Annotated in this window: 27 protein-coding genes and 3 tRNA genes; 11 read left to right on the top strand and 19 right to left on the bottom strand. The window is 49.5% G+C overall.

Going from position 1 to position 21,462, the window contains the following annotated elements; all coding sequences use genetic code 11:
- The first annotated feature begins 42 nt into the window (after positions 1-42).
- Complete coding sequence (locus tag FQ015_RS02695) at positions 43-546, top strand: non-heme ferritin-like protein (protein WP_000179469.1); 504 nt, start codon at positions 43-45, stop codon at positions 544-546.
- Positions 547-623: 77 nt separating this feature from the next.
- On the opposite strand, the gene yecJ is transcribed toward FQ015_RS02695, so the two are convergent.
- Both yecJ and azuC read right to left on the bottom strand, forming a co-directional pair.
- Positions 624-875, bottom strand: a complete 252-nt coding sequence (gene yecJ, locus FQ015_RS02690; protein ID WP_000082120.1) for a DUF2766 family protein YecJ — start codon at positions 873-875, stop codon at positions 624-626.
- 114 nt (positions 876-989) lie between these two features.
- The gene (gene azuC, locus FQ015_RS02685; RefSeq protein ID WP_010723106.1) at positions 990-1,076 is read right to left on the bottom strand and encodes a stress response protein AzuC; all 87 of its coding nucleotides are present in this window, start codon (positions 1,074-1,076) and stop codon (positions 990-992) included.
- 262 nt (positions 1,077-1,338) lie between these two features.
- Here azuC and FQ015_RS02680 point away from each other — a divergent pair, with 262 nt between their 5' ends.
- Both FQ015_RS02680 and ftnA read left to right on the top strand, forming a co-directional pair.
- A complete protein-coding gene (locus tag FQ015_RS02680) occupies positions 1,339-1,662 on the top strand; it encodes a YecR-like lipofamily protein (RefSeq protein WP_001237857.1) in 324 nt (107 codons plus the stop codon).
- A 171-nt stretch (positions 1,663-1,833) separates the two neighbouring features.
- A complete protein-coding gene (ftnA, locus tag FQ015_RS02675; RefSeq protein WP_000917208.1) occupies positions 1,834-2,331 on the top strand; it encodes a non-heme ferritin in 498 nt (165 codons plus the stop codon).
- A gap of 37 nt (positions 2,332-2,368) precedes the next feature.
- On the opposite strand, the gene FQ015_RS02670 is transcribed toward ftnA, so the two are convergent.
- Positions 2,369-2,608, bottom strand: coding sequence for a YecH family metal-binding protein (locus tag FQ015_RS02670; RefSeq protein WP_000377223.1), 240 nt, complete (start codon positions 2,606-2,608; stop codon positions 2,369-2,371).
- Between the two features lie 191 nt (positions 2,609-2,799).
- Here FQ015_RS02670 and tyrP point away from each other — a divergent pair, with 191 nt between their 5' ends.
- Positions 2,800-4,011: a tyrosine transporter TyrP gene (gene tyrP / locus FQ015_RS02665; protein WP_039020705.1), complete on the top strand. Its 1,212-nt coding sequence runs from the start codon at positions 2,800-2,802 to the stop codon at positions 4,009-4,011.
- Between the two features lie 49 nt (positions 4,012-4,060).
- Here tyrP and yecA read toward each other — a convergent pair whose 3' ends face one another.
- From yecA to uvrY, 7 genes are all read right to left on the bottom strand, one after another.
- Positions 4,061-4,726 (bottom strand): UPF0149 family protein YecA, encoded by a 666-nt coding sequence (gene yecA, locus FQ015_RS02660; protein ID WP_000847882.1) that lies wholly within the window; start codon positions 4,724-4,726, stop codon positions 4,061-4,063.
- 195 nt (positions 4,727-4,921) lie between these two features.
- Positions 4,922-5,008 (bottom strand) — tRNA-Leu (locus tag FQ015_RS02655).
- Between the two features lie 12 nt (positions 5,009-5,020).
- Positions 5,021-5,094 (bottom strand) — tRNA-Cys (locus tag FQ015_RS02650).
- Between the two features lie 53 nt (positions 5,095-5,147).
- Positions 5,148-5,223: transfer RNA gene (locus FQ015_RS02645), tRNA-Gly, on the bottom strand.
- 151 nt (positions 5,224-5,374) lie between these two features.
- A complete protein-coding gene (gene pgsA, locus FQ015_RS02640) occupies positions 5,375-5,923 on the bottom strand; it encodes a CDP-diacylglycerol--glycerol-3-phosphate 3-phosphatidyltransferase (RefSeq protein WP_001160187.1) in 549 nt (182 codons plus the stop codon).
- A gap of 56 nt (positions 5,924-5,979) precedes the next feature.
- Positions 5,980-7,812, bottom strand: coding sequence for an excinuclease ABC subunit UvrC (uvrC, locus tag FQ015_RS02635; protein ID WP_001283421.1), 1,833 nt, complete (start codon positions 7,810-7,812; stop codon positions 5,980-5,982).
- Positions 7,809-8,465, bottom strand: a complete 657-nt coding sequence (gene uvrY / locus FQ015_RS02630) for a UvrY/SirA/GacA family response regulator transcription factor (RefSeq protein WP_000611328.1) — start codon at positions 8,463-8,465, stop codon at positions 7,809-7,811. Before uvrY ends, uvrC begins: the two co-directional genes overlap by 4 nt.
- A 141-nt stretch (positions 8,466-8,606) precedes the next feature.
- Here uvrY and FQ015_RS24595 point away from each other — a divergent pair, with 141 nt between their 5' ends.
- From FQ015_RS24595 to yecF, 3 genes are read left to right on the top strand one after another with little or no spacing between them, the layout of a single operon-like run.
- On the top strand, positions 8,607-8,723 hold the full coding sequence (locus tag FQ015_RS24595) for a hypothetical protein (protein WP_001302039.1): 117 nt from the start codon (positions 8,607-8,609) through the stop codon (positions 8,721-8,723).
- Positions 8,724-8,760: 37 nt separating this feature from the next.
- Positions 8,761-8,937 (top strand): protein YecU, encoded by a 177-nt coding sequence (yecU, locus tag FQ015_RS02625; protein WP_039020704.1) that lies wholly within the window; start codon positions 8,761-8,763, stop codon positions 8,935-8,937.
- Positions 8,924-9,148: a DUF2594 family protein YecF gene (gene yecF, locus FQ015_RS02620; RefSeq protein ID WP_000106474.1), complete on the top strand. Its 225-nt coding sequence runs from the start codon at positions 8,924-8,926 to the stop codon at positions 9,146-9,148. The genes yecU and yecF overlap by 14 nt, the downstream gene beginning before the upstream one ends.
- 66 nt (positions 9,149-9,214) lie before the next feature.
- On the opposite strand, the gene sdiA is transcribed toward yecF, so the two are convergent.
- From sdiA to FQ015_RS02580, 8 genes are all read right to left on the bottom strand, one after another.
- Positions 9,215-9,937: a transcriptional regulator SdiA gene (sdiA, locus tag FQ015_RS02615; protein WP_001154281.1), complete on the bottom strand. Its 723-nt coding sequence runs from the start codon at positions 9,935-9,937 to the stop codon at positions 9,215-9,217.
- Positions 9,938-10,166: 229 nt separating this feature from the next.
- Positions 10,167-10,919, bottom strand: a complete 753-nt coding sequence (gene tcyN, locus FQ015_RS02610; RefSeq protein WP_001272993.1) for an L-cystine ABC transporter ATP-binding protein TcyN — start codon at positions 10,917-10,919, stop codon at positions 10,167-10,169.
- A complete protein-coding gene (gene tcyL / locus FQ015_RS02605) occupies positions 10,916-11,584 on the bottom strand; it encodes a cystine ABC transporter permease (protein WP_001158220.1) in 669 nt (222 codons plus the stop codon). The genes tcyN and tcyL overlap by 4 nt, the downstream gene beginning before the upstream one ends.
- 14 nt (positions 11,585-11,598) lie before the next feature.
- Positions 11,599-12,585 carry a D-cysteine desulfhydrase gene (gene dcyD, locus FQ015_RS02600; protein ID WP_001128215.1) on the bottom strand — a complete coding sequence of 329 codons (987 nt, stop codon included), beginning with the start codon at positions 12,583-12,585 and terminating at the stop codon, positions 11,599-11,601.
- A gap of 104 nt (positions 12,586-12,689) precedes the next feature.
- Positions 12,690-13,490, bottom strand: coding sequence for a cystine ABC transporter substrate-binding protein (gene tcyJ, locus FQ015_RS02595; protein WP_001353139.1), 801 nt, complete (start codon positions 13,488-13,490; stop codon positions 12,690-12,692).
- Between the two features lie 87 nt (positions 13,491-13,577).
- The gene (fliZ, locus tag FQ015_RS02590) at positions 13,578-14,129 is read right to left on the bottom strand and encodes a flagella biosynthesis regulatory protein FliZ (protein ID WP_001445638.1); all 552 of its coding nucleotides are present in this window, start codon (positions 14,127-14,129) and stop codon (positions 13,578-13,580) included.
- Between the two features lie 45 nt (positions 14,130-14,174).
- Positions 14,175-14,894 carry an RNA polymerase sigma factor FliA gene (gene fliA, locus FQ015_RS02585; protein WP_001087467.1) on the bottom strand — a complete coding sequence of 240 codons (720 nt, stop codon included), beginning with the start codon at positions 14,892-14,894 and terminating at the stop codon, positions 14,175-14,177.
- A gap of 319 nt (positions 14,895-15,213) precedes the next feature.
- On the bottom strand, positions 15,214-16,920 hold the full coding sequence (locus FQ015_RS02580) for a FliC/FljB family flagellin (RefSeq protein WP_000079725.1): 1,707 nt from the start codon (positions 16,918-16,920) through the stop codon (positions 15,214-15,216).
- Positions 16,921-17,185: 265 nt separating this feature from the next.
- On the opposite strand from FQ015_RS02580, the gene fliD reads away from it, so the two are divergent.
- The 4 genes from fliD to amyA all read left to right on the top strand — a co-directional run bounded on the left by fliD (position 17,186) and on the right by amyA (position 20,957).
- Positions 17,186-18,592: a flagellar filament capping protein FliD gene (gene fliD, locus FQ015_RS02575; protein ID WP_000146781.1), complete on the top strand. Its 1,407-nt coding sequence runs from the start codon at positions 17,186-17,188 to the stop codon at positions 18,590-18,592.
- Between the two features lie 24 nt (positions 18,593-18,616).
- The gene (gene fliS, locus FQ015_RS02570; protein WP_000270663.1) at positions 18,617-19,027 is read left to right on the top strand and encodes a flagellar export chaperone FliS; all 411 of its coding nucleotides are present in this window, start codon (positions 18,617-18,619) and stop codon (positions 19,025-19,027) included.
- Complete coding sequence (fliT, locus tag FQ015_RS02565; RefSeq protein WP_001015026.1) at positions 19,027-19,392, top strand: flagella biosynthesis regulatory protein FliT; 366 nt, start codon at positions 19,027-19,029, stop codon at positions 19,390-19,392. The genes fliS and fliT overlap by 1 nt, the downstream gene beginning before the upstream one ends.
- Before the next feature lie 77 nt (positions 19,393-19,469).
- Entirely contained in the window at positions 19,470-20,957 is a 1,488-nt protein-coding gene (amyA, locus tag FQ015_RS02560; protein ID WP_001245699.1) for an alpha-amylase, read from the top strand.
- 33 nt (positions 20,958-20,990) lie between these two features.
- Here amyA and yedD read toward each other — a convergent pair whose 3' ends face one another.
- Entirely contained in the window at positions 20,991-21,404 is a 414-nt protein-coding gene (gene yedD / locus FQ015_RS02555) for a lipoprotein YedD (protein WP_001354738.1), read from the bottom strand.
- Between the last annotated feature and the right edge of the window lie 58 nt (positions 21,405-21,462).

Genomic DNA, 21,462 nt, shown 5'->3' with positions numbered 1-21,462 from the left:
TTATCTTGCACCTCTCCACTTCTGGATATAAGGATATTAGGTATGGCAACCGCTGGAATGCTTCTCAAACTCAACTCTCAAATGAACCGCGAGTTTTACGCATCCAATCTCTACCTTCACCTGAGTAACTGGTGTTCTGAACAGAGTCTGAACGGCACCGCCACTTTCCTTCGCGCACAGGCACAGAGTAACGTGACCCAAATGATGCGCATGTTTAACTTTATGAAGAGTGTCGGCGCTACTCCCATCGTTAAAGCCATTGATGTTCCCGGTGAAAAACTGAACTCACTGGAAGAACTTTTCCAAAAAACGATGGAAGAATACGAGCAACGTTCAAGCACGCTGGCACAGTTAGCCGATGAAGCTAAAGAACTGAATGATGATTCAACCGTCAATTTCCTGCGCGATCTGGAAAAAGAGCAGCAGCATGATGGCCTGTTGCTGCAAACCATTCTTGATGAAGTGCGCAGTGCGAAACTTGCTGGTATGTGCCCTGTGCAGACCGACCAACATGTTCTGAATGTCGTGTCGCATCAGCTGCATTGATCATCATCGGCGCTAATGCATTGCGCCGATGAAGTTTTTGAGAAACCGCTGCCTCATCTTTTTGAAGCAGCGGTTTTTTAATGGGATTCGCCCTGTGGGGTAAACTTGAGTTCAATCAGCGCGATGGCTTTTTGGATTGCCCGCATGGTGACCGGGTCTGCGGCGGCGGGATGGTGAGTAAAGTCGATATTCTTCAGCTGGCTGGACATTTTTTCGCGAACTTCAACGGGTGCGATTACATCCAGAACGTCGAGAATTTGTTTGATAACCAACTGGCAAGCAACCACATCAGAAACCAGTTCCTGATCGGCATTCAGCGGCTGGGACATCGTAAACTCCTGATAGCATTTTGAAAGCCGTTATAGTAGCGGCTTCACATCTTCAGCGATAGTCACATACACCGTCATCAGGACACAAAAAAACCTGCCGGAGCAGGTTTTTTGTTATCGGAACATATTGCCTGGCGGTACGTCTTTGAACGTCTTGCAATAGTTATTGAACATACTTTTCAGGATCTTGCGCAGTTTCATCGCGGCACTCCGACTATTTGTTATGCAGGTGTTATTGTCTTTGCACTTATAATATGACAACCATCACAAAAATCAATCTTTATGTGATGCAAATCACATAAATACCCCTTTAATGTTATAAAAATGATAATCAAAAGGCAGCACCCCCATTTCTGACACATACAGATGGCGAGAAATAGCGCCTGCCAGGCGTCTTTTCCGGCCATTGTCGCAGCGCTGTAACGCGTAAAATACTGCTTTCTTTTACTCTTCTGGCTGGACCATGAGACTTCTGATTCTGACTCTTTCATTAATAACGCTGGCGGGGTGCACAGTTACTCGCCAGGCTCATGTGGGCGAAGTTGACGCGGCAACAGGTATTGTTCGGTTGGTTTATGATCAGGCTTTTTTGCAGCATGCCCGTACCGATCGTTATATCAGTCGCGGGATCGCCGATCGCGCATGCCAGCAGGAAGGCTATACCCACGCTATCCCCTTTGGTCAGCCAGTAGGCAACTGTAGCCTCTTTGCGGGTTCCTTATGTTTGAATACGGAATTCACTTTGTCATATCAGTGCCATCATTCCGCCTTCCCTGTCTTTCTCTAAACGTTTTAATCAGCGAGGGGGATCTTCGCTGATTAAATAAATAGCGGTAATGCGTTTTATTCCCATTCGTATTTTTAATAAATGATGTTTATATTTTACCTTTTGCAAATAATAAAATAACAAATTATAGTGACGCCACAGCAACAAATATAACCTTTGTGGAGCACTATCATGCTGAAACCAGAAATGATTGAAAAACTTAATGAGCAGATGAACCTGGAACTGTACTCTTCACTGCTTTATCAGCAAATGAGCGCCTGGTGCAGCTATCATACCTTCGAAGGTGCTGCCGCGTTCCTGCGCCGCCACGCCCAGGAAGAGATGACGCATATGCAGCGTCTGTTTGATTATCTGACTGATACCGGCAACTTACCGCGTATTAATACCGTTGAATCTCCGTTTGCTGAATATTCTTCACTTGATGAATTATTCCAGGAAACCTATAAACACGAACAATTAATCACGCAGAAAATTAACGAACTGGCTCATGCTGCAATGACCAATCAGGACTACCCAACATTTAATTTCCTGCAATGGTATGTTTCTGAGCAGCATGAAGAAGAGAAACTGTTCAAATCGATTATTGATAAATTAAGCCTTGCAGGCAAAAGCGGCGAAGGTTTGTATTTTATCGACAAAGAACTCTCTACCCTCGACACACAAAACTAATGCTCTCCGGCGGCAGGTTTTCTGCCGCCGTTTCAAATCAGTGACGGCAAATCTTACTCTGATCGGTTGAAAAACCGTCTTCCGAAGGTATAAATTTGCCTTTTGCTGCCAGAAACGCTACCAGCTCTCCCGCTGTCATCCCTTCTGCCGAGCAGGTGTGAAAACGTGCCTGTTCACCAAAACGCGCTTTAATCGCAGCTTCCAGACTGGCATGCGTATATTGCTCACCTGATTCAATCATCATATTTAACACTTCATGACCGTGAATAGAGTCCATCGTTCCTCCTCAAAAAAAAGCCTAGCGTAGCGATTGCCGCTTATGAAGACTTTGCGCCAGCGCAGGACTGAACGCATTTTATTGTACATTTAAATTTACACCATATGTAACGCCGGTTTGACGAAGCAGCCGTTATGCCTTAACCTGCGCCGCAGATATCACTCATAAAGATCGTCAGGACAGAAGAAAGCGTGAAAAACAGAACTCTGGGAAGTGTTTTTATCGTGGCGGGAACCACAATTGGCGCAGGCATGCTGGCAATGCCGCTGGCTGCGGCAGGTGTTGGTTTTAGCATCACGTTAATCTTGTTGATTGGGCTTTGGGCGTTGATGTGCTACACGGCGCTATTACTACTGGAGGTGTACCAGCATGTCCCGGCAGATACCGGTCTGGGCACGCTGGCAAAACGCTATCTGGGACGCTACGGTCAGTGGCTGACGGGCTTCAGTATGATGTTCTTAATGTATGCTCTGACTGCGGCATACATCAGCGGTGCTGGTGAATTGTTGGCTTCCAGCATCAGCGACTGGACAGGTATTTCAATGTCGGCAACCGCTGGCGTGCTGTTGTTCACTTTTGTTGCCGGTGGCGTGGTTTGTGTCGGAACTTCGCTGGTCGATTTATTTAACCGTTTTCTGTTCAGCGCCAAAATTATTTTTCTGGTGGTAATGCTGGTACTGCTGCTACCGCATATTCACAAAGTGAATCTATTAACCCTGCCGTTGCAACAGGGGTTGGCACTGTCTGCAATCCCAGTGATTTTTACGTCGTTTGGTTTTCACGGTAGCGTGCCGAGCATTGTCAGTTATATGGATGGCAATATTCGTAAGCTACGCTGGGTGTTTATAACCGGTAGTGCGATCCCCCTGGTGGCATATATTTTCTGGCAGCTGGCGACGCTTGGCAGCATTGATTCAACAACCTTTATGGGATTGCTGGCTAATCATGCCGGATTAAACGGGCTGTTACAGGCGTTACGCGAAATGGTGGCCTCTCCGCATGTTGAGCTGGCGGTGCATTTATTTGCTGATTTAGCCCTCGCCACGTCATTCCTCGGCGTTGCGTTAGGTTTATTTGATTATCTGGCAGATTTGTTTCAGCGTTCAAATACCGTTGGTGGACGATTGCAAACTGGTGCAATTACCTTTCTGCCGCCGTTAGCGTTTGCACTGTTTTATCCACGAGGATTTGTAATGGCGCTGGGTTACGCCGGTGTGGCGCTGGCGGTACTGGCATTGATTATCCCTTCGCTGTTGACCTGGCAAAGCAGAAAGCACAATCCTCAGGCGGGTTACCGGGTGAAAGGTGGTCGTCCGGCGCTGGTGGTGGTGTTTCTCTGTGGTATTGCTGTGATTGGCGTGCAATTTTTGATTGCGGCAGGCTTGTTACCAGAAGTGGGATGATTAGATCTTATTGGGTGCCAGAATTAACGCTGACACCCAATTTGACCTCTTAATGCAGGCAGCACTGCTTAAATTTCTTACCACTGCCGCACGGACAAGGATCGTTACGACCCGGTTTCTCTTCTGCTTTGATCGGTTGCTGAACAGCTTTTTCCTGCGGATGCGCCATCCAGTATGCATGTAAATCAAGCGCCGCCAGTCGAATGGCATCTACGCTCTCTTCAAACGCTTCTGGCGACATCTTCTCTACCCGCTCGAAGTTTTCCTCAGTACCGTGCAGCGCAATCGCCTCCAGCGCCGGTTTTAACGAATCGGGCAACGTTGACCAGTCAGAAAGTGCCACGCCCCGCATATAGCCAAAGCACCACTCCTCAACAATCGTCAGCTCGCTGCCATCGACTTCTCGCAAGCCGAATAACGGCTCAAACTGCTCCGGGAATTCGTTCAGACGCTCTGCGGTATCGGCCATATGCTGAAAAGCCAGGTTCATAAAGCGCGTCATCTCTTTCTCTGACGCCCAGCGTGGCACATAGTCAGCCCCACCCCATACGGCAACCAGCCACTGTGCCGGTTCAATCTCTTGCGGAGAACTCAACACCGCCGTCAATAAACCGTCCAGCTCCGCCACATCAAGAATGGCGTGGTCAGTGTTGTATTTGGTCAGAATATCGTCCAGCCATTCCAACTCACTTTCGTTTAACGGTCCCGTTTTCATACGCTTTTCCTTGTGGATCTCAACTCGCCAACACCTATCTTACATGTCGGTCCGTATCAGAGATACTTTTTGAGTGGCTTTGCCGGTGATTAAAAATTAAGGAGGGTGTAACGACAAGTTGCAGGTACAAAAAAACCACCCGAAGGTGGTTTCACGACACTGCTTATTGCTTTGATTTTATTCTTATCTTTCCCATGGTACCCGGAGCGGGACTTGAACCCGCACAGCGCGAACGCCGAGGGATTTTAAATCCCTTGTGTCTACCGATTCCACCATCCGGGCTCGGGAAGAAAGTGGAGGCGCGTTCCGGAGTCGAACCGGACTAGACGGATTTGCAATCCGCTACATAACCGCTTTGTTAACGCGCCAAATTCTTCAGGCCTTTCAGCCGGACATCCGCTGAAGCCGATGTCTTTTAAACTGGAGCGGGAAACGAGACTCGAACTCGCGACCCCGACCTTGGCAAGGTCGTGCTCTACCAACTGAGCTATTCCCGCATTCATCAAGCAATCAGTTAATCACTTGATTTTATTATCGTCTGGCAATCAGTGCCGCCGTTCGATGCGTTGCATTCTACTTACCTGGCGCGATGAGTCAACGATATTTTTCACCACTTTTGATCGTTTGCTGAAAATTGCGCCGAAACGATCACTGATCAAGCAAATCTGCACGCGCAGCGCTCAAATATTGCAACATTGACCACAGAGTCAGTACCGCAGCCACAAAGAAAAGTGCAATACCGGCGTACTCAACCCAAATGTTCGGACGCCACAGCAGCCAGGCCAGCGCTACCATCTGGGCAGTGGTTTTCACTTTCCCAATCCAGGAGACAGCCACGCTACTGCGTTTACCCAACTCTGCCATCCATTCGCGTAGCGCTGAAATAATAATTTCACGGGCGATCATCGTTGCCGCCGGTAATGTCACCCACCAGCTGTGATAATGCTCGGTTACCAGCACCATGGCGATAGCCACGAGAACTTTATCTGCTACAGGGTCAAGGAAAGCACCAAACCGGGTACTCTGGTTCCAGCGGCGTGCCAGAAAACCATCGAACCAGTCAGTCACCGCCGCGACGCAGAAAATGAGCGCGGCGGCAAACGGCGACCAGGTGACAGGTAGATAAAAGACCAATACAAAGAATGGGATAAGGATGACACGGAACAGTGTAAGCAACGTAGGAATATTAAATTGCATAATGACGGGTAACTATCTGTTGTCAGTAAGATTACCCCTATGTTGCTACAGAGACATCAATGTTTCAACGACCAGAAGATCTTTTCTGCCAGACCTTGCGAAATACCCGGCACTTTTGCAATTTCCTCGACGCTGGCGTTACGTAAACCTTGCAAACCGCCCATATATTTCAACAACATTTGCCGACGTTTTGGCCCGACGCCTTCAATGGTTTCCAGGGAACTGGTATTTTTGACCTTCGCCCGTTTTTTGCGGTGCCCGCCAATCGCGTGATCGTGTGATTCGTCGCGAATATGTTGGATAACATGCAGCGCGGGAGAATCTGGCGGCAAACTGAATCCCTCACCTTCCGGCTCAAAGAACAGCGTTTCCAACCCAGCCTTCCTATCTGCTCCTTTGGCAACGCCAAGTAGCAGCGGATGATTTTTATCCCATGAGACATCCAGTTCGGCGAAGACATTTTTCGCCTGTGCAAGCTGGCCTTTGCCGCCGTCGATAAGGATCACATCCGGGATCTTACTGTCGTCGATGGCTTTACCATAACGCCGACGCAGCACCTGATTCATCGCCGCATAATCATCGCCCGGCGTAATGCCAGTAATGTTATAGCGCCGATACTCCGCACGCAGCGGGCCGTTAGCATCAAATACCACACAGGAGGCGACGGTTTGTTCACCCATGGTATGGCTGATGTCAAAGCACTCCATCCGCTTCACTTCCGGCAATTTCAACACGCTGGCAAGCGCGGTCAGTCGCTGGTGAACGGTAGATTGCTGCGAAAGTTTGCTGGTTAAGGCCGTCGCCGCATTGGTGCGCGCGAGTTTCAGATAACGCGCCCGATCGCCGCGAGGTTTGGTTTGAACATTAATCTTGCGTCCCGCCAGTTCTGAAAGGGAATCGGCGAGCAGCGTTTTATCGCTAAGATTAAAATCGAGCAGGATCTCACCCGGTAAGGTGCGCATCTGGCTGCCTTGTAAATAGAACTGACCTACGAAGGTTTCCACCACCTCGCTCAGTTCCGTACCGCCCGGCACTTTCGGGAAATAGCTGCGGCTGCCGAGCACTTTACCCTGACGAATGAACAATACGTGGACACAAGCCATGCCCGCATCGAACGCCACACCAATAACGTCAAGGTCGTCGCCGGTATTGGACACAAACTGTTTTTCGGTGACGCGTCGCACCGCCTGAATTTGGTCGCGAATACGTGCCGCTTCTTCAAACTCCAGATTCTGGCTGGCAGTTTCCATACGGCTAATGAGTTGCGTAAGCACCTGATCATCTTTGCCAGACAAAAACAGGCGCACATACTCGACCTGCTGAGCGTATTCTTCTTCACTCACCAGTCCTTCAACGCACGGTCCCAGACAGCGCCCTATCTGATATTGCAGACACGGACGCGAGCGATTGCGATAAACACTATTTTCGCACTGGCGAATGGGGAATATCTTTTGCAGTAACGCCAATGTTTCACGTACGGCATAGCCATTCGGGAACGGGCCGAAATATTCACCTTTGGCATGCTTCGCACCACGATGCATCGCCAGACGCGGGTGGGTATCGCCACTCAGGAAGATAAAAGGATAAGATTTATCATCGCGTAGCAAAACGTTGTAACGCGGCTGATAGAGTTTGATGTAGTTGTGTTCCAGCAACAGCGCTTCGGTTTCTGTATGAGTAACCGTTACATCAATTTGCTGGATCTGGGCGACCAGCGCTTCGGTTTTGCGCGAAGCGAGGTTGCTACGGAAATAGCTGGAAAGCCGTTTTTTCAGGTCTTTCGCTTTGCCGACATAGATAACCGTACCACCAGCATCGTACATGCGATAAACGCCTGGCTGGCTGGTTACGGTTTTTAAAAACGCTTTTGCGTCAAACTGATCACTCACTGACTTGATAATGTCTCCGCATTACACAGACCATGGCGAATTGCCAGGTGAGTCAGCTCAACATCGCCATGAATGTTTAGTTTACTGAACATACGATAGCGGTAGCTGTTCACCGTTTTCGGACTGAGATTGAGCTGTTCTGAGATCTCATTGACCTTCTGGCCCTTGGTGATCATCAGCATAATCTGCAATTCACGTTCAGACAAACTGGCAAATGGGCTTTCTGTTTTTTCTGGTTCGATCTGGCTTAACGCCATTTGTTGAGCGATGTCAGAAGCAATGTAACGCTGCCCAGAATAGACAGAACGAATCGCACTCACGACTTCCTGCGGAGCCGCGCCTTTGCTGAGGTAGCCAGCAGCACCGGCCTGCATGACTTTCGCTGGTAAAGGGTTTTCTGTATGGACCGTAAGCATGATGATTTTTACATCAGCTGTGGAACGCGCGATTTTACGCGTCGCCTCAAGACCGCCAATGCCCGGCATACTCATGTCCATTAGCACCACGTCAACGGCATTTGCCCGGCACCACTTAACGGCGTCTTCACCGCACGATGCCTCACCGACGACTTTTATACCCTTTATATCTTCCAGAATGCGTCGTATCCCTGCGCGCACCAGTTCGTGGTCATCAACAAGTAGAACGTTGATCAAAGGAATATCTCCAGAAATAGGGATAACGCTACTGATAGTTAGTCATTCGTATATTAGCGGTTTTTATTGCAACTTTGAAACGTTAAAAATGGTGGGTATTCGATTTTTCTCTCGTTTTAGTCAATTCGATTGTCCACAGTTATGGTCACGCCCGTCACCAACGGCTTACCGGATCGTTTCACAGTAAGCCCTGCGACGAAATGTGACAAAAATTACCTTTATTCAGCAAAAATGAAAATCAGCCCGCTGAATATGTAACATTAATTAACCCGAACAATACGGGCAAAAAACATTCATGATAAAAATATTTATTGGTCATTATATTAACGCATTTAATAGCACCGTTGACGGCGCGCTCAAAAAACAACCACTGCTATTTTTAGCAAAGCTTATGGTATACTCCGCCGCCTTAACATTTTTCACCGCAAATTTTCATTGCAACATGACGAGGAAAATAAATGAGTACGCCTGATTTTTCTACTGCCGAGAATAATCAAGAACTGGCAAATGAAGTCTCCTGCCTGAAAGCGATGCTGACGCTGATGCTGCAGGCGATGGGACAAGCTGACGCGGGCCGCGTGATGTTAAAGATGGAAAAACAGCTTGCGCTGATCGAAGACGAAACCCAGGCTGCAGTATTTTCCAAAACGGTTAAGCAAATTAAACAAGCCTACCGTCAGTAATATAAAACCGGCTGAGAGCATGCCTTTCAGCCGGTTTTTGCATCTGGCACGCAGAAAGAAAAGCGATCAAATTAAGCCAGTAGCGGCCGCGTAACAGGCCACCTGGGTCTTATTCGGTGCATTGATTTTTTTCTGCATGTTTTTCTGATGGAAATTGACCGTATTCTCAGAGATTGACAAAATCATCGCTATCTCTGCTGATGTCTTCCCTTCCGCCGTCCATTTCAGAATTTCTTTTTCGCGCTTGCTGAAATTCATCTCTGGCGTCATCACTATTTCATCATTTAAACGCATCAGAGCCATCAGACTTTCGCGCACCAGTAACTGCATTTTTAATTGCAGTTCATCACTAAGAATGGGTATTTCGCGCGTGCTGCAACGGGAAAAGGACAAAAAGCCCAGCGCCCGATTTGGCAGCATTAAATACTGAGTGACACCGCGGCGTAAACCATGTGCGCGCGCGGCTTCCCATAATGGCTGTGCTTCGCTGAATAAGTCATCATTCCACATTAAATGGCCCTGACTAAAGTTTTCAGGGTTCAGCACAGGATCAATTGCGAGAAAGTTTTTTGCCTGATAATAACTCACCCACGACTCAGGGTAATTGGTGTAGAAAGCTACTTTAGGTCGCGTGAATGGTACCGGGTGGCGAACACATAACGAATAGTAATCGTACTCCAGCTGCTGAGCCTGAAGCTCTATTTCATGGTAGACCTCTTCTGCGGCCTCCATCCTCTGAAAACGCAACAGCATCGTGCGACGCCAGCTGAAAAAATCCGTATCCTGCATAGTAAACCGCAACGCCCCTGAGAGTGAGTATCATTTATAATGATAATTTAAACTATCACATAAATAAGATTTATATATAATTTATATTATTCAGACAATGAATTACTTTTGCAAGCCATCGCATTCTCTTATGTTATTAATGAGTTATGCTGATTTGTTAAGCAGTTTTATCACGTTTGAAGTGGCGTCCCGCCCCGACTGGTAAATCGTCGGGGCTGATTTTTTCTTATTATTGCAGCAGAAACTTCTCGAGGAACTGGCGGGTGCGAGGCAGCTGAGGATCGGCAAATAACGCTTTTGCGGCCCCCTGCTCGACTATCCGCCCCTGGTCCATAAAGATCGCCCGGTCCGCAACATCCCGGGCAAAGCTCATTTCGTGCGTCACAATCACCATCGTGCGCTTTTCCTGCGCCAGCTGACGGATGGTGTTCAGGACTTCGCCCACCAGCTCTGGATCCAGCGCCGACGTTGGCTCGTCAAACAAAATCACCTCAGGACGCATAGCCAGCGCTCGCGCAATCGCGACACGCTGCTGTTGACCGCCAGACAAACGACGTGGATAGCTGGTTTCTTTACCTGCCAGCCCAACTTTCGCCAACAGCTCGCGAGCGCGCGCCGTGGCCTCTTCTTTCGGTTCGCCTTTGACGATCACCGGCCCTTCAATAATGTTTTCCAGCACCGTACGATGCGGAAACAAATTAAAGTTCTGGAAGACAAACCCGACGTGCTGACGCAACTGGCGAATCAGCGATTTTTGCTGACTTAATGAACGTGCAGTATCAATGGTGATATCGCCAACGGTAATGGTTCCCGCTTCCGGTTGTTCCAGCAGATTTATGCTGCGTAGCAACGTGGTTTTGCCGGAACCACTCGGACCGATAATTGCCACTACTTCGCCAGGCTTCACCTCAAGGTCGATACCGTGCAGCACCGTCTGACCGTGGAATTTTTTCACCAGGTTCTTAACTTCAATGGCACTCATTTTGGTTCTCTCTCCTGGCGATTAAGTTGATTCTCAAAATGGTTCTGCAACGTCGATAACACTGTCGCCATGATCCAGTAGATGAGCGAAGCCGCCAGATACATGGTGAACACCTCCAGCGTACGCGAGGTAATCAACTGCGCCTGACGGAACAGCTCCGGCACCTGGATTGTCGCGGCCAGCGACGTATCTTTTACCAGGCTGATAAAGCTGTTCGACAGCGGCGGCAACGCCACTCGCGCCGCCTGTGGCAAAATCGCGCGACGCATGGTCTGCCACGGCGTCATACCAATACTGGCAGCAGCTTCCCACTGACCTTTATCAATAGAAGAAATGGCGGCGCGCAGCGTTTCGGCAGCATAGGCGGCAGTGTTTAGCGACAGACCAATCATTGCTGACGGAATGGGATCTAGTTCGATGCCAAACTGCGGCAAGCCGTAATAGATCATAAACAGTTGTGCGATGAGTGGCGTACCACGAAAAATAGAGATATAAAAACGCGCCAGCCAGCGCACGGGCCAGATTGGCGAAAGGCGCATCAGCGCGAGAATAAACCCTAGCAGTAAGCCAAAAAACATGCCGCCGATACTGAGTTGCAGCGTATACCCAGCCCCTTTCAGCAGGAACGGCAAGGAATCAATAACCAGTTGTATACTTTCTTGCATGAGCGTTTCCGGAGCTAAACGTGGGGATGATAGGCGAACAGCGCAGGCGCGCCGCCGGTATGAATAAACAGAATCGGCCCTTCATCTTTGAAGCGTTTCTGACTGATACCGTCAATCAGCCCCGCCATCGCTTTTCCGGTATACACAGGATCAAGCAGAATGCCTTCCAGCCGCGCCAGCAATTTCACTGCTTCCATGCCTTCGTCGTTCGGCACGCCGTAGCCAGGTGCAAAATAGTCATCCCAGAGTAAAATTTCCGCTGATGCGGTCAGCTCCAGTTCTTTCGCAATCGCCTGTTGGAGGTTAACCACTTTCGGCAATTGATCGGCAACGGAACGCGACACGGTCACGCCAATCAGTTCGCTTTCAGGCATCAGGTGTTCCAGCCCAACAGCCAGTCCGGCGTGAGTTCCGGCACTGCCCGACGCGACCACCACCGACGAAATATTAACCGCCCCTTCACACTGTTGCGCGATTTCCAGCGCACTCTCCACATAACCCAGCGCACCCAAAGCATTAGAACCGCCAACCGGAATGACATACGGGCGAAAGCCTTGTGCTTCGACTCGCGTCGCCAGCTCTTCCAGTTGGGCATTGGGATCGGTCAGTGCGTCGCACATTTCAATCTGGGTATTGAACAGATCCAGCAACAAACGATTGCCGTTGGTTAAATAGTTTTCTGCGGTTGTGCCAATAGGATTTTCCAGCAGCGCCACGCAGTGCAGACCGAGTTTCGCAGCGACTGCGGCAGTCTGGCGCACATGGTTAGACTGGATCGCCCCGGCAGTAATCAGCGTATCGGCACCTTCGCGCAGAGCATCTGCCGCAAGAAATTCCAGCTTACGTAATTTATTGCCGCCCATTGCCATGGGGGTGACGTCATCCCGTTTGATGAAAATTTCCCGTCCAAGATAATCAGAAAAGCGTGGCAGATATTCGAGCGGCGTTGGCGCGCCGATAAATTCCAGCCGTGGAAAACGGGTTAAATTATGCAGTGGCATAACAGCCTCCGATGTGTGTTGTTGTGATTTTCTTATTATGCACGCTGAAAACGCGTAAATAAAAAAGGCGCTAGTGAAAGCGCCCTTTTTTGTCATTATGCTGATTATTTGGTCACATCAGCACCAAACCATTTTTCAGAAAGGGCTTGCAGAGTGCCATCTTTTTGCATTTCCGCAATTGCATCATTCACCGCTTTCAGCAGGTCTTCATTTCCTTTACGCAGCGCTACGCCAGACTCCTGACGGGAGAATGCTTCACCGGTTACTGCCAGCGTATCGTTGGTTTTCTTCACCAGATCCAGCGCAGCCAGACGGTCAACGAGGATCGCATCAATACGGCCTACGCGCAGATCCTGATATTTGGTCGGGTCATCATCATAGGTACGCACATCGACGCCCTGAACATTTTGGCGCAGCCACTCTTCATAGTTGGTGCCCAGACCGACACCCACTTTTTTGCCTTTCAGATCATCAGCCGTTTTAATGCTGCCTTCGTTACCTTTTTTCACCAGCGCCTGAATACCGGAAATGGTGTACGGGGTAGAGAAATCGTATTTTTTCTTGCGCTCGTCAGAAATGGTGACCTGGTTAATCACCACATCAATGCGTTTAGAGTCCAGCGACGCCAGCATACCGTCCCATTTGGTCGGTTTTAGTGACGCCTCAACGCCAAGATGTTTTGCCAGCTGTTGGGCGAATTCCACTTCAAAACCGGTTAATTTGCCGTCATCCCCCTGAAAACTGAACGGCGGATAAGTTCCTTCCAGCCCTACCAGCAGCGTGCCGCGCTCTTTGACTTTATTAAGCAGACCTTCATCTGCAAAACTTTTAACGCTCATGCCCGCAACCAGCGCCACGGCCATCACACCCATCAATGCCTGACGTCCCAGATGTGCTAATTTCATATTCACCCCGAATGTTGTTATGTCTGTTTGCAGTGTAGAGCCATTGTTTGTAAACACAAAAACAACTCCGCTACATCTTATTCTTATTTAATATATATCAGAAGCAGGCAGGCTGGAGGATTTCTGCACAAGTCCGGTACACGTTTGACGCTGATAGTGTTGATACTTCCGTAACGCAATGCGGTAATTGTTGGTGCTGGTAGTGGGCAGCCACGGGGCGAGGATTTCATCAAGGAAACCGTCCTGCAGCTGTTCGAGGGAAATATTTTGCTCGTGTAGATGATTACCCAAACGGCGCAGACGAACGACATATTCACGCACCGTACCTGGGCTCATTTCAGTTTGCTCAAAAAGAAATTGCTTAAAGCCGATAATATCGAAAAAATCACTCTGCGTTTTGCAATGTAAATCACCGCAGAATCGGCACAATGCCGCCCATGATTTTTGTTCCACTTGCCAGCCATTTTCATCAAGCAGCATGTCCAGGCGGGAAATCTCGATTTTATTCACTATTTTGCCGTCGCGAACGAGGGTAATGCGGTCGAGTAATTTACGGCAATGCGCGCAATGGGTCTGGCTGTGTTTAAAGTCTTTAAGATAGCGGCTTAATGGCCGTCTTTTCAGGTGCTGCACCATCATTAAGAACTCCTGGTAGTCAAAATTAAAGTGCGGCATTTACTGACGTTATAACTTACCCAGTTTAGTGCGTAACCGTTTAATGGCCTGGCTGTGTAACTGACTGACCCGCGATTCCCCGACCTCCAGCACCGCGCCAATCTCTTTAAGATTCAGCTCTTCCTGATAATAGAGGGTTAATACCAGTTTTTCGCGCTCCGGCAACGTTTCGATAGCTTCCATCACCCGCTGGCGCAGATTACTGTCCAGCAGTTGTTGTAGCGGGTTTTCTCGCTGATGATCATCAGTAACCAGTTCAATGCTATCGCCGTGCTCTTCGCGCCACTCATCGTAGGAGAAGAGCTGGCTGTTATTGGTGTCGAGCAACATTTGGCGATAGTCGGCAATATCGATCCCTAAACGTTCCGCTACCTCAGTTTCCGTGGCGTTGCGGCCAAGTTCCTGCTCCAGTTGCCCTATTGCCTGTGCCACTTCACGCGCGTTGCGTCGCACGCTGCGCGGCACCCAGTCACGGCTGCGAAGTTCATCCAGCATAGCGCCACGGATACGCTGCACTGCGTAAGTTGTAAATGCCGTTCCTTGTAGGGCGTCATAGCGTTCGACGGCATTAAGTAACCCAATGCCGCCCGCCTGTAGCAGATCGTCAAGTTCCACGCTCGCGGGCAGTCGAACCTGCAGGCGCAATGCTTCGTGACGCACCAGCGGGACATAACGCTGCCACAGCGAGTGTTTATCCATTACACCTTCAGCGGTATAGAGTGAATTCACGATAAACAGCCCTGCGTTATATGAGTTATCGGCATGATTATCCGTTTCTGCAGGGTTTTTAATCGGACGATTAGTGGGTGAAATGAGGGGTTATTTGGGGGTTACCGGTAAATTGCGGACAGAAAAAACCCCGCCGGTGGCGGGGAAGCACGTTGCTGGCAAATTACCATTCATGTTGCCGGATGCGGCGTAAACGCCTTATCCGGCCTACAAAAATGTGCAAATTCAATAAATTGCAATTCACCTTGTAGGCCTGATAAGCGCAGCGCATCAGGCAATTTGGCGTTGCCGTCAGTCTCAGTTAATCAGGTTACGACGATTAACCCTGCAGCAGAGATAGAACCTGCTGCGGTACCTGGTTGGCTTTTGCCAGCACGGAGTTACCTGCCTGCTGGATGATCTGCGCTTTCGACATGTTGGACACTTCGGTCGCATAGTCGGCGTCCTGAATACGGGACTGCGCTTCAGACAGGTTGGTAGTGGTGTTGTTCAGGTTAGTCACCGCAGAATCCAGACGGTTCTGGATAGCACCCAGGGATGAACGGAATTTGTCGATGGAGCTGATAGCGTCGTCCAGGGCAGCCAGAGGATCTTTGGTTGCAGTGCCTGCACTGGTGGTTTCAGTGGTCAGTTTACCTGTAGAGTTAACATAAGCCTGTGCCCCAACAGTAGCTGCAAATTTACCAGTTGCACCTGCGCCATTTGAAGCTACAGTTACTGTACCGGTATCCTTATCGACGTTGTAGTTGATAGTGTAAGATGCGGTTGTGGTGAGCTCTTTGTCTGCATCAGTATAGGTGTCATTCGAATTACCAGCACCATTAGTATTCGCACCACCGAAAGACGCAGTTGCAGACTGAATACCTGTATTATACTTAATCGTCGCACCAGTAACTGCTGTGTTAGCCGTTGCAGCACTCTGTACTGTGCTCAGAACAGTATCAGCACTTACCGTTTTGGTGTAGGTTACGCCAGAAGTTGCCGCAGCACCAAAGTTATAAGTTGTGCCAGACAGCTGGATAGAACCAGTTGTCGCTAAAGTACTACCGCTAGCAAACAGATCGGACAATTTCGCTGAAGATGCAATGCCGGCGTTGTTTGTAGATAGGTTACCAGTGGCGTCCAGGTACGCGGCTTTACCACCGATGGTCACATCGCCATTAGCATCTACATCAAACTTCACATCACCAGTACTACGAGTATAAACACCTGATGCAGTAGTGCCAGCCGCTGGTTTCAGAGTATTTGCAAAGTTAACAACATCACCATCTGCAACTGTTGCTTGAGTGGTGAAGTTCCCTTTAGCCGCATCATAAGTATAGGTCGCAGCACTCGAGCCAGTAGTAGTAACTGTATCTCCGGTTTTCAGGCGAGACAGTGCATCGCTAGCGCTGAGAGCTGTATTGTTTGTGGTCACAGCATAAGGACCTGTTCCCGTTGCACCAGCAGCGGTCAGATCGCTGACTGTAGCAGCTTTGTTCGCAATAGTACCTTTGCCGTTAACGTTAAACCCATTCAGCCCCAGCGTATCAGAGTCAATTTTCTTCAGATCAATAGTGATAGTCTGGCCGTCATTCGCACCAACCTGAATTTTCATCGAACCGTCTTTTGCCAGTACGTTCACGCCGTTGAACTGGGTCTGGCCGGATACGCGGTCAATTTCGTCGAGACGGGATTTGATTTCGTCCTGGATGGAGTCCAGGTCAGAATCGGAGTTAGTCCCTGTAGTGGCCTGAACCGTCAGTTCACGAATACGCTGTAAGTTGTTGTTGATTTCGGACAGCGCGCCTTCAGTGGTCTGCGCAACGGAGATACCGTCGTTGGCGTTACGGGCCGCCTGAGTCAGGCCTTTAATATTAGAAGTAAAACGGTTAGCAATCGCCTGACCTGCGGCGTCATCCTTCGCGCTGTTAATACGCAAGCCAGAAGACAGACGCTCGATAGAACTCGACAGCGCAGACTGGTTCTTGTTGATATTATTTTGAGTGATCAGCGAGAGGCTGTTGGTATTAATGACTTGTGCCATGATTCGTTATCCTATATTGCAAGTCGTTGATTACGTATTGGGTTTCCACCCGTCGGCTCAATCGCCGTCAACCCTGTTATCGTCTGTCGTAAAACAACCTTTAGAATTTTTTTCACAAACAGCCATTTTTTGTTAGTCGCCGAAATACTCTTTTCTCTGCCCCTTATTCCCGCTATTAAAAAAAACAATTAAACGTAAACTTTGCGCAATTCAGGCCGATAACCCCGGTATTCGTTTTACGTGTCGAAAGATAAAAGGAAATCGCATGGCAAGTATTTCATCGCTGGGAGTCGGGTCAGGTCTGGATTTAAGTTCAATCCTCGATAGCCTCACCGCCGCGCAAAAAGCGACGCTAACCCCTATTTCAAATCAGCAATCGTCGTTTACCGCTAAACTTAGCGCCTACGGTACGCTGAAAAGCGCGTTGACGACTTTCCAGACCGCCAATACTGCATTGTCTAAAGCCGATCTTTTTTCCGCCACCAGCACTACCAGCAGCACCACCGCGTTCAGTGCCACCACCGCGGGTAACGCCATCGCCGGGAAATACACCATCAGCGTCACCCATCTGGCGCAGGCGCAAACCCTGACCACGCGCACCACCAGAGATGATACGAAAACGGCGATCGCCACCAGCGACAGCAAACTCACCATTCAACAAGGCGGCGACAAAGATCCGATTACCATTGATATCAGCGCGGCTAACTCATCGTTAAGCGGGATCCGTGATGCCATCAACAACGCAAAAGCGGGTGTTAGCGCGAGCATCATTAACGTGGGTAACGGTGAATATCGTCTGTCAGTCACATCAAATGACACCGGCCTTGACAATGCGATGACGCTCTCGGTTAGCGGTGATGATGCGCTACAAAGTTTTATGGGCTATGACGCCAGTGCCAGCAGCAACGGCATGGAGGTCTCGGTCGCCGCCCAGAATGCGCAGCTGACGGTCAACAACGTCGCCATTGAGAACAGCAGCAACACCATCAGCGACGCGCTGGAAAACATCACCCTGAACCTGAACGATGTCACCACGGGCAACCAGACGCTAACCATCACTCAGGACACCTCCAAAGCGCAAACGGCGATTAAAGACTGGGTGAATGCCTATAACTCGCTAATAGATACCTTCAGCAGCCTGACCAAATACACCGCCGTAGATGCGGGGGCTGATAGCCAGAGTTCTAGCAATGGCGCACTGCTTGGCGACTCCACGTTGCGGACGATTCAGACGCAGTTGAAATCGATGCTGAGTAATACCGTTAGTTCTTCCAACTATAAAACGTTGGCGCAGATTGGTATCACGACCGATCCCAGCGATGGCAAACTGGAACTGGATGCCGACAAACTCACCGCTGCATTGAAAAAAGATGCCAGCGGCGTAGGTGCATTGATTGTTGGCGATGGTAAAAAAACCGGCATCACGACCACCATCGGCAGCAACCTGACCAGTTGGCTTTCGACAACGGGCATTATTAAAGCCGCTACCGATGGCGTTAGTAAGACCCTGAATAAGTTAACTAAAGACTACAACGCCGCCAGCGATCGCATTGATGCGCAGGTCGCTCGCTACAAAGAACAATTTACCCAACTGGACGTTTTAATGACCTCGTTAAACAGCACCAGCAGCTACTTAACGCAGCAGTTCGAAAACAACAGTAATTCCAAGTAATCAATATTCATCGGGAGACAGGTCATGTACGCGGCAAAAGGCACCCAAGCCTATGCACAAATTGGCGTCGAAAGCGCCGTAATGAGCGCCAGCCAGCAGCAGCTGGTCACCATGCTATTTGATGGAGTGCTGAGCGCACTGGTTAGAGCGCGCCTGTTTATGCAGGACAACAATCAGCAAGGCAAAGGCGTCTCTTTGTCAAAAGCGATCAACATCATTGAGAACGGGCTGCGGGTGAGTCTTGATGAAGAGAGCAAAGACGAACTAACCCAAAACTTGATTGCTCTTTATAGCTATATGGTCAGGCGCTTGCTGCAAGCCAATTTACGCAACGATGTCTCCGCAGTCGAAGAAGTGGAAGCATTAATGCGCAATATTGCCGATGCCTGGAAAGAGTCTTTACTCTCCCCTTCTTTGATTCAGGACCCCGTCTGATGAACCATGCACCGCATTTGTATTTCGCCTGGCAACAACTCGTCGAAAAAAGCCAGCTCATGTTACGCCTGGCAACGGAAGAACAATGGGACGAACTCATCGCCAGCGAAATGGCGTATGTGAATGCGGTGCAGGAGATTGCACATCTGACTGAAGAGATTGATCCGTCCACCACGATGCAGGAGCAACTCCGCCCGATGCTGCGCCTGATTCTCGACAACGAAAGCAGGGTAAAGCAGTTATTGCAGATTCGGATGGATGAACTGGCGAAACTGGTCGGTCAGTCATCGGTGCAAAAATCGGTGTTAAGTGCCTATGGCGATCAGGGCGGCTTTGTGCTGGCTCCGCAGGATAACCTCTTTTGAATCTTAACGAGCCGATGGCTCGCGAATAATCCGATTACGGCTACGCTTCTAATGTTCCCCTTGAATGGAGTCGAAGAATGCGTAATCCCACGCTGTTACAATGTTTTCACTGGTATTACCCGGAAGGCGGTAAGCTCTGGCCTGAACTGGCCGAGCGCGCCGACGGTTTTAATGATATTGGTATCAATATGGTCTGGTTACCGCCAGCCTATAAAGGCGCATCGGGCGGGTACTCGGTCGGCTACGACTCCTATGATTTATTTGATTTAGGCGAGTTTGATCAGAAAGGCAGCATCCCTACTAAATATGGCGATAAAGCACAACTGCTGGCCGCCATTGACGCCCTGAAACGTAATGACATTGCGGTGCTGTTGGACGTGGTAGTCAACCACAAAATGGGCGCAGATGAAAAAGAAGCTATTCGCGTGCAGCGTGTAAATGCTGATGACCGTACGCAAATTGACGAAGAAATCATTGAGTGCGAAGGCTGGACGCGTTACACCTTCCCCGCCCGTGCCGGGCAATACTCGCAGTTTATCTGGGATTTCAAATGTTTTAGCGGTATCGACCATATCGAAAACCCTGATGAAGATGGCATTTTTAAAATTGTTAACGACTACACCGGCGAAGGCTGGAACGATCAGGTTGATGATGAACTCGGTAATTTCGATTATCTGATGGGCGAGAATATCGATTTTCGCAATCATGCCGTGACGGAAGAGATTAAATACTGGGCGCGCTGGGTGATGGAACAAACACAATGCGACGGTTTTCGTCTTGATGCGGTCAAACATATTCCGGCGTGGTTTTATAAAGAGTGGATCGAACACGTACAAGAAGTTGCGCCAAAGCCGCTGTTTATTGTGGCGGAATACTGGTCGCATGAAGTCGATAAACTGCAAACGTATATTGATCAGGTGGAAGGCAAAACCATGCTGTTCGATGCGCCGCTGCAGATGAAATTCCATGAAGCATCGCGCATGGGACGCGACTACGACATGACGCAGATTTTCACTGGGACGCTGGTGGAAGCCGATCCTTTTCACGCCGTAACCCTCGTTGCCAACCATGACACCCAACCGTTGCAAGCCCTCGAAGCGCCGGTCGAACCATGGTTTAAACCGCTGGCGTACGCCCTAATTTTGTTGCGGGAAAATGGCGTTCCTTCGGTGTTCTATCCGGATCTCTACGGTGCACATTACGAAGATGTCGGTGGTGACGGGCAAACCTATCCGATAGATATGCCAATAATCGAACAACTTGATGAGTTAATTCTCGCCCGTCAGCGTTTCGCCCACGGTGTACAGACGTTATTTTTCGACCATCCGAACTGCATTGCCTTTAGCCGCAGTGGCACCGACGAATATCCCGGCTGCGTGGTGGTCATGTCGAACGGAGATGATGGCGAAAAAACCATTCATTTAGGAGAGAATTACGGCAATAAAACCTGGCGTGATTTTCTGGGGAACCGGCAAGAAAGTGTAGTAACCGACGAAAACGGCGAAGCGACCTTCTTTTGCAACGGCGGCAGCGTCAGCGTGTGGGTTATCGAAGAGGTGATTTAAATTCATCCCCGGCGGCAAGCCGGGGAGATTTCATTACGGCAATGGCGTCGGTAACGGCGCTTTATCCAGCGCAGCGGCACACTCTGCCGTCGGGCGATCCACACGCTCCATCGTCATTCCATCGTACTCAATGGTGTTACCTTCACGCTCAACCTCGTACAGCTCACGTTTTACGGTAACGTTAGTGAGATCATCAGACATCAATGTCAACTTACCCGGCACAGCAATCACCCGCTGCCACTGACGGCAATCCAGGGTATCGCCCTCTTTAGTGACAATCAGGCTGCCTATCGCTTCCGGACTGACCAGCGCACTTTGCGGCCCTTTGGTCTGCCAGTAGCCCGCCAGCCAGTCCGGCGCGGGGGTTTTAACGACATTGTTATAGTTTTCGACTTCGGCACAGCCCGCCAGCAACATGAGCGCGCCTGCAATTGCGAGTTTTTTCATCATTCGTCCTGCATGAGAAGAAAAGAGGATTGTGGCATTAAAGCCCTGATGTCGCCAG

It is taken from the genome of Escherichia sp. HH26CH, from assembly GCF_009820205.1.
GTDB classification, from domain to species: Bacteria; Pseudomonadota; Gammaproteobacteria; order Enterobacterales; family Enterobacteriaceae; genus Escherichia; species Escherichia coli_F.
Note: the sequence above shows the minus strand (reverse complement) of the source record. Positions and strands in the feature narration are given on the sequence as shown.